Below are 7,367 nucleotides of genomic sequence, written 5' to 3' on the forward strand. Positions count from 1 at the left end.
TGAATATGAGCCATAGCGCTTCTTGGCGTTGATTCCTTTGTGTTTCAGAAAGTCATGATACACTTGTTATGTCATCAGACATCATATGTCTGGGTGGTGACCAAGAACGAAGGAGTTGCCGTGGTCTCGTCATACGCATGGTCCGCCAATGATTTTCCTCATCAATCAGGCTCTATATCAATACGATTCGAGACGTCAGTCGACACGCCGCTCATGGTGATTCGCTCGGACGACGCGGTGTTGATGTCAGTCGCGGTCAGACATGCCGCGTTGTGGGTCGAGTCTCCGTCCAATGAGCCACCCATTGAACTCGATATCGAGGACACGTTTGGCGTTGGCCTTGGTGGTAGGCATGACCTTACCTTGACCTTCGGCGAATTTGGCACGCGTGTGTATCTTGACGGTTATCAATGCTTCGCTAATGCCACTAACCTGGTGCCGACCCGTTATGCCGAACAAGGCATCATCGAGACGGCGAAGGGCGTCGTCTCCAATATGACGATTCATGACGAGGCCTTGAATAGCGAATGGATTGCCGCCTCTACCGTGTCGCCGATCGCCGATGTCGAATTCGCCGCCGCGTATTTGGCTGGACATGACCTACGACGCATCGAGAAACTGTCTGCCGGAACCATTTACGCCTGCTTCCGCGTGCGCGGCATGAATCAGTTCGGCACCATTGTGGCCGCGGCCAATGAGCAGGGCGAGGCGATGAACGTGTCCATCGACGACGAAGGCTTCACCTACAGAATACTGGTAGATGGTGAATGGGCCATCTACCATGCTGCCGGCCTATGGAATGACGGCGGGTTCCATGACCTGGCCATCAGGGCTTTCCGCGGCGCCATCGACATCTATGTAGATGGCTACCTGCAGTTGCATCAGCCAGGACAGTTTTTCCTAGATACGTTGAACGGATTGACTAAGTTTTCCATCGGCGAGGACACATCTGGTTCTCGACTGTATGGCGAAGTGCGTAATGGCGGCATATTTGGCTATGCGCTAACTGATGGACAGATTAAGGCCCTTGCCGGTGTCGAACCTACGACTGATACCGCCATTTTCGATAAGGGGTACGAAGGGTCCGCCAGCTACCGCATCCCTTCATTAATCACCACTGCGTCGGGCGTACTGATCGCAGGCGCCGATCAGCGTGTGACGATATCAAATGATTCGCCCAATGAAATCCATTTCGTTATTCGTCGTTCGCTTGACGGCGGCGCGACTTGGTTGCCAATGCAGACGGTGATTGCTTATCCCGGCAAGGGATTGAATGGAGCTTCCACCATCGACTCCTGTCTGGTGGCTGACCGGGAGACCGGCCGCGTGACGGTTTTGATTGATCATTTTCCTGGCGGCGTCGGATTCGCGAATGCCGAACGAGCTATGGGCGTCGATGCTGAAGGCCGTTTTGTGCTGCACGATACCAATGGCGCGCAATACCTGTTGCAGGAGGATGGTTCGGTTACTGATTTAGAGGGCGTCGCCACTCAGTATCGCGTTGATGATAAAGGAAATGTGACCCAAGGCGACAAGCCGCGAGGCAACATCTACCTCAAGTCGGGTATCGATCCTCATGAGAGTCTGCTGACCCAACGAACAAGTTATCTTGTGGAGGTGCATTCTGATGATGACGGCGAAACCTGGTCCGCTCCGCGGGTAATCAGCCACATGGTTAAGGAGGAGTGGATGGGATTCCTTGGCGTTTCACCGGGCAATGGCATCCAGCTGTCGCAAGGGCACCACAAAGGGCGTCTGCTGATTCCATACTATCTCACAGGCGATTCAGCCAAGTATAATGCTGGCGGTGCGTTGTATTCCGATGACCATGGAGAAACATGGCACCGTGGAATGTCGATCAATGAAGGACGAATCAACGATGGTCGGATCATTGACGAACGACACATCGATCGTGACGAAGACACCACACATGAGTCAGTGTTCATAGAACGCGCCAATGGTGATGTGGTTGTGTTCTTCCGTAATCAACATCCTTGCGGTCACGTGGGCCGGGCCATCAGCCATGATGGAGGCCAGACTTGGGATGAAGTTAAATTCGATCCCGTGATTCCCGAGATTTTCTGCCAGCCGAACGCCGTCATGATGCCCGACCCCACCCGCAAGGATTGGCGGATTGGCGAAGCCTCGGATACTGTCGTCTTTGCGAACGCCTCGATGATGCGTCCGTATCGTGGCTGTGGCGTACTGCGTTTAAGCCATGATGGCGGCAACACATGGGATGTAAATCGCTGTTTCAATCCATATCACTACGTATATCAGTGCATGTCCGTTCTCCCGGATCATTCACTAGGATTGTTATGGGAGCGTGAAACCGCGGGATTGTATTTTACCATTCTGCCGTCCCAATGGTTCGGCAAAAATGCGTTGTGATGATGCGTCCGTCGGAGAGGAAAGGAAATCGCCATGATAGGAACTGCGACAAACAGGGAAGAAGAGAATCATACCGTCCCCCCGTCTTTAGTATTTCTGTCTCGTGTCGCGGCAGATGACCTCACTCCCGCGATAGCGACACGTGCTTCCCAACGCAGCCGTTGTGATGAGGCGATGGATACGATTAAGGCATATATCGTCCGTAAACGATTGCATCCAGGCGATTCACTACCCACTGAAACTGAACTTTGCGAGATGATGAAAACGTCGCGTTCCTCCGTGCGGGAGGCGGTGAGCAAACTCGAAGCATTAAATATCGTCAGTGTGGAGCATGGCAAAGGAACCTTTGTAGGGTCATTATCGCTCGATCCAATGGTGGAGACCCTTGCGTTGCGTTCAATGGTATCCGTTGGACAGAATTTCGAGGACCTACGTAATGTTGTGCAACTACGTCGCTTCCTCGACATCGGATGTGCCGACGAAGTGTGCATCGCGTTACACGGGATTCCGCAGCCGGAACTGAGTGCGATCGCGGCACAAATGACACAAGACGCACTTGCCGGCAAGACTTTCCTCCGTGAGGATATTAATTTCCATATCGGCATTCTGCGCAATCTCAATAACGCAGTGGCCGAGCAGATGGTGCGCTGTCTGTGGCAAGTGCATATGGCGGTTTTGCCACAGCTTGATTTGCAGGTATCCGCTTCGTTGAGCCAGACGGCCGAATCTCATCATCGTATGCTCGATGCGGCGATTGCCGGGAATGTCGCAGCGTATCGTCAGGCAGTGATTGACCATTACGAACCAATCGAATCGATTCTGAACGCCGAACTGAATGTTAACTCGCACCATTCATAGAGGGTCGTGTCGGCTACTATCTTTCTACGTTGATTCGTCGTTCCGCATTCAGTGACCACTAGGATTCTTCGCCACTGACCCGTGAATGCGACTTCAATCTGGAAGGCATAGCCTTATACTCCGCTCATTGTGCCATCCCGGCTTGAAGCGATATTCAAGCGCGAAATCACTAACGATACATGGATGGGCCTTATAGGTCAGTTGAGAATGCACCCTGATCCTTGGCGTTAAGCAGGTGCCAACGTCAAAAAAAGGGAGGCAATGCGGTAGATGCGAATCCAAGCCGCAAGCGAATGCGACAGGCTGGGTCAGTGGCGGGCGAGAGGCGTTTCGTTCCGGAAAAAGACCGGCAGCGCCCGGGAACTCATCGGATCCACCGCTGCCGGATACGTCATCGACCAAAGCCATGGCAAGCTTGACGACCCGAACACCTCATGTGCACTACCAATCGAGCTAGAGCCATGACCTTCTACCTACATCTGTCGGAGAAGCCCACGCCAACATCCAGCAATCCACAGTACCGTAAAAAGCACAAGCTCAATGTACCCCAATCTCGTCCATGAGGAGGCAGCGCGTTCACGTCGTTAGGCGACCAGGTTCCGCAGACGATCAGTGGCGACCACATCGTATCGCACTCCCGTTCCCAAGACCATTGCCGTCCCGCAAAGCCGACACTCGAATCAATCAGCATCATCATTGGCTGTGCTTCCCCCGCCCGCTTCTCCCTATCCACTCGCATACGTATATGCATGCTCACAATATATATTCGGCCGTCTTCACATTGCTTCGTGGGTTGGGAAACCTGTAGACGTGGTGCACCGTCATGGCCCGCCCGACGGATCAGGATGGAATGGCATCCGGATCAAGGACAATGTCGATGAAAGGCCGGTGAAATGACACAGGCAACCCGCCAGCAAGTCGAGGACATGTACGGGCTCCTCGAGGATATGAAGGCAAGCAGATACCGTACGGGCGTCTCGAGGATTGCGGACGACCGCGTCGTCTCCGCATTGCGGGGCATGGTCGAACCGAACGGGCTGATGGACGCGGTCATCGTCAAGATCACCCGGCCGGACACCCCGTTCGAGGATTTCGACGTCATCGCCGCATTGGACGGGCGGTCCACCTGGAATGTGTTCGAGAACCTGCGCTCCATCATGCTGCCGTCCGACTACGACGTGTCGCATGCCATCGCCTGCTCGTTCCTCCAGGACATCCCGGCCCTGTTCGAGGATTTCGCGTGTCTGATCCAACCATCCGCCGATCGGGCCGGCGCGTACCGCATCGCCGCGTCCATCAGCTATCTGGAAGGCGATTCCGCAGCGAGATGCAAGCATTTCGCGGATCTTTTGTTCCGTGTCAAACCTGAGGACGAGATGCTCAGGAACCTGTCGGCCGCCCTGATCCACGGCATCGAACCGAACCATCGGACCGGAACGGACGGGCCGGACGGAGAACGCGAACGGCCGCGCGCCGACGCCATGGCGGATACGGGCCCGTCCACCGACGGCCATACCGTCCGCCGTTGAACGGGAGGTATGGAGATGATGAACCAGCCGGCCTTGCCACCACGCCCCGTCACCGGTCCGGCCTTGCCGTCGCGGCCGCCCATGACACGGCTCCTGCCGTCGTTTCCGGCGCAGCCGACCGACAGGGTCTGGCTCGTCGCCGCTCATGGGGGAGCGGGATGCACCACCATCCTCATGAGCGCGAGGGATCGGTATGCGGAGGCGGGCCGTGCCCTGCCCGTCAGCACGGACCCGTCGAGACCAAGCCGGATCGTCCTGTGCTCGATGTGCACGGGGCGCGGGCTTGAATCGTTGCGTTCCCTGCTCGCGGATTGGGATGCGGGACTGTTCGGCCCGACCGTCCTGTGTGGCGTCGCGGTCACCATGCCGACCGTGAGCACCCCGCGTGCCCTGCGCAGGGGCGTCCTGCTCGTCGGCTCCGTCGCACCGTATCTGTGGCGTCTGCCCCATATCAGGGGCCTTGACCTCGACGGGTTCCCCGAACGGTATCCGCGTGCCTATGCGCGGATGGCCGGGGAACTCGGCCGGCGGGACGGAAACCTGTAGACGCCGTGCCCCGTCGGCCCTACCGTCAGGGCCGACGATGGGATGGACATGACCATCATCCGAAAAGGAGAGAAGAACATGCTGTCCGAAATCCTTGCCGCGAAGATCACGGCCACGATCACGGCCGCGGAGGCCACCGCCTACGGCATGGTCCTCGCCGACCTGCAGAACCCGAAGGCATGCCTTCCGCCGGGCTTCTCCGGCCCCGTGGCCACCGCGCTCGGCTGGGTCAAGGCCCTCGGCCTGGTCGTCGCGATCGTCGCGCTGATCCGCATCGGCGTGCACGTGCTGCGCCAGCAGGGCGACGGCGTGCCGGACCGTGACGACACGTTCGACAAGCTCATCAACTGGGTCGTCGGCATCTTCATCGTCTCCGGCGCGCTGGCGTTCATGAGCGCGCTCGGCCTGTCCGTCGCGGAAAGCTGCTGAGCGGATGGCAGGCCGGCGCAAGGGCCGCCTGGCCGCGATCCTCCTCGCGCTGGCGGCGACGCTCTCCCTCACGGCATGCGGCGGGCCGAACTTCGACTCGCTGAAGGGCGACCTCAAATTCGGCGACGAGGAGATCTCCGACACGCAGACCGTGTATTCCATGAAGATCCCGTCCGGCGGGGTCGGCAAGCTGATCCGCGGCAACCAGCTCGCCTACGCGCAGGCCAACTGGGCCAACGCCATCAACCCGTACTTCAACGGCAGCGCGAAGGCGTATCTCGCGGCGGTCCCCGCGAACCAGTGCGTCGCCCTCGCCAACACCTACCAGGAGGAGACATCCGAGCAGGGACCCTGGACCTACAACGCGTCCACCGGCTCCTGCGACAAGACCCGCAAGCTCAGCTGGCTCGAGAAGACCATGTGGACGATGTACGAGCAGCAGTCCGACGACACGATCGACTGGCTGAGCACGAGCCGCAACACGCTCGTCGCATCGTCCGGCACCGTGTCCACGTTGCAGGCCAACGCGACCCCCATGTACGACGCGTGGGACGCGAACGCCAACAAGTACCTCAACATCGCGCAGGCGGTGCTCGTCATCGCCGCGGCCATCAGCCTGACCATATTGGGCGCGCGCATCGTCTGGCGGATCGGCGAGGCGTCCGGCGGCGGCATGGACGGGCATCTGCTCGGCCGGGTCGGATGGATATTCCTCGGCGTGTTCATGGGCTCGTCCGCCGCGTCCATCGCCCTGATGTTCTTCAAACGCGCGTCCACCACGTACATGGGCGACCCTGCGGGCGCGTCGCATGTGACGAACCCGTCGCTCATGTCATGGACGCCCGGCGAGGGGACCTCGTTCTTCGTGTCGGACTGGGTGAGGCTCCAGGTCGACCCGTTCCTCCTGATCGCCGCCGTGTGCGGCGTGCTCGCGGCCGGCTTCAAGCTCATCACCACGCAGGAGGGCCGCGACCTGATCCCATTGGGCAAGGCGTTCATGTGGGCCATGCTCACCAGCGTGTGCCTGGCGGGGTTCGTCAACCTGTTCCAGGGCACCGTGGACACGTGGACCGCCGGCGTACTCAAGGCGGCCTCCTCGATGATGAAGACCGCGTGGAGCCACAACACCCTCGCCGCGAGCGAGTTCTTCAACCTCGACCTGCCCATCGCCCTGGCCCTCACCATCGTCATGTGGCTCTGCAACCTCATCAGCAAGGTGTTCTGCTACCTGCGCGCCGGCCTGCTGCCCATCATGGTCGGCGTCGCGCCCATGTGGGCGGCGATGAGCTGGACGGAGACCGGCCGGCAGGCGTTCGGCAAGGTCATGGGATGGCTGTTCGCGTTCCTGCTGTACAAGCCCGTGGCCGCGCTGGTCATGGCGGCCGGCTGCTCGATCATGGTCACCGCCGGATCCGGGGACGACAGCCAGGCCATCACGCTGATGCTCACCATCAGCGTGATCGTGCTCCTGCCCGCGATGATCAGGCTCATCGTCCCGGCGGTCGCGGGCAGCGTCGGCGGAGGCGGCGTCATCCCGTCCATGCTCGGCGGCATGGCCGGCATGGGCGTCATGGCCGCCGGCGGCGCGCTCAAGGCCGGCGCGAAGGCCATGAC

General features: G+C 59.3%; 6 protein-coding genes. All 6 read left to right on the plus strand.

The features are described 5' to 3' along the window. The first annotated feature begins 120 nt into the window (after positions 1–120). Positions 121–2,391, plus strand: a complete 2,271-nt coding sequence (locus GT495_RS11125; RefSeq protein ID WP_156341676.1) for an exo-alpha-sialidase — start codon at positions 121–123, stop codon at positions 2,389–2,391. 33 nt (positions 2,392–2,424) lie between these two features. After that, a complete protein-coding gene (locus GT495_RS07020; RefSeq protein ID WP_229059266.1) occupies positions 2,425–3,249 on the plus strand; it encodes a FadR/GntR family transcriptional regulator in 825 nt (274 codons plus the stop codon). 893 nt (positions 3,250–4,142) lie between these two features. Continuing rightward, the gene (locus tag GT495_RS07030) at positions 4,143–4,778 is read left to right on the plus strand and encodes a hypothetical protein (protein WP_034520609.1); all 636 of its coding nucleotides are present in this window, start codon (positions 4,143–4,145) and stop codon (positions 4,776–4,778) included. A 9-nt stretch (positions 4,779–4,787) separates the two neighbouring features. After that, entirely contained in the window at positions 4,788–5,324 is a 537-nt protein-coding gene (locus GT495_RS07035; RefSeq protein ID WP_034520610.1) for a hypothetical protein, read from the plus strand. Positions 5,325–5,402: 78 nt separating this feature from the next. Then, positions 5,403–5,753 carry a hypothetical protein gene (locus GT495_RS07040; RefSeq protein ID WP_034520697.1) on the plus strand — a complete coding sequence of 117 codons (351 nt, stop codon included), beginning with the start codon at positions 5,403–5,405 and terminating at the stop codon, positions 5,751–5,753. A gap of 4 nt (positions 5,754–5,757) precedes the next feature. Beyond that, positions 5,758–7,367, plus strand: a 1,610-nt coding sequence (locus GT495_RS07050) for a hypothetical protein (RefSeq protein WP_204986904.1), incomplete at its 3' end; no start/stop codon positions are given.

Origin of the sequence: Collinsella sp. BIOML-A6, assembly GCF_009875845.1 — a bacterium.
GTDB lineage: Bacteria > Actinomycetota > Coriobacteriia > Coriobacteriales > Coriobacteriaceae > Collinsella > Collinsella aerofaciens_H.